Consider the following 354-nt stretch of genomic DNA (forward strand, 5'->3'; position numbering starts at 1 on the left):
GTATTTATGAAGTGCATTTAGGTTCGTGGAAACGCAATCCTGAAAACAACTTCTGGCTGACTTATGAACAGCTCGCCAAAGACTTGGTCGCATACGTCAAAGACATGGGCTTCACCCATATCGAATTCCTACCCGTGTCCGAATACCCGTTTGACGGCTCGTGGGGCTATCAGGCGACCGGATTGTATGCGCCGACCAGCCGTTTCGGTTCGCCCGACGAGTTGCGCACCCTGATTAAAGCCGCCCACGACGAAGGCATTGGCGTCATCCTCGACTGGGTGGTCGGACACTTCCCGACCGACGACCACGGGCTTGCCAAGTTTGACGGCACCGCGCTGTACGAACACGCCGACC

General features: G+C 56.2%; 1 protein-coding gene. It reads left to right on the forward strand.

Translation table 11 applies throughout. The features are described from left to right. On the forward strand, nucleotides 1–354 hold a 354-nt coding region (locus ACTHS3_RS17365; RefSeq protein WP_440368683.1), incomplete at both ends, for an alpha-amylase family glycosyl hydrolase.

The organism is Neisseria sp. P0009.S007 (assembly GCF_051962515.1).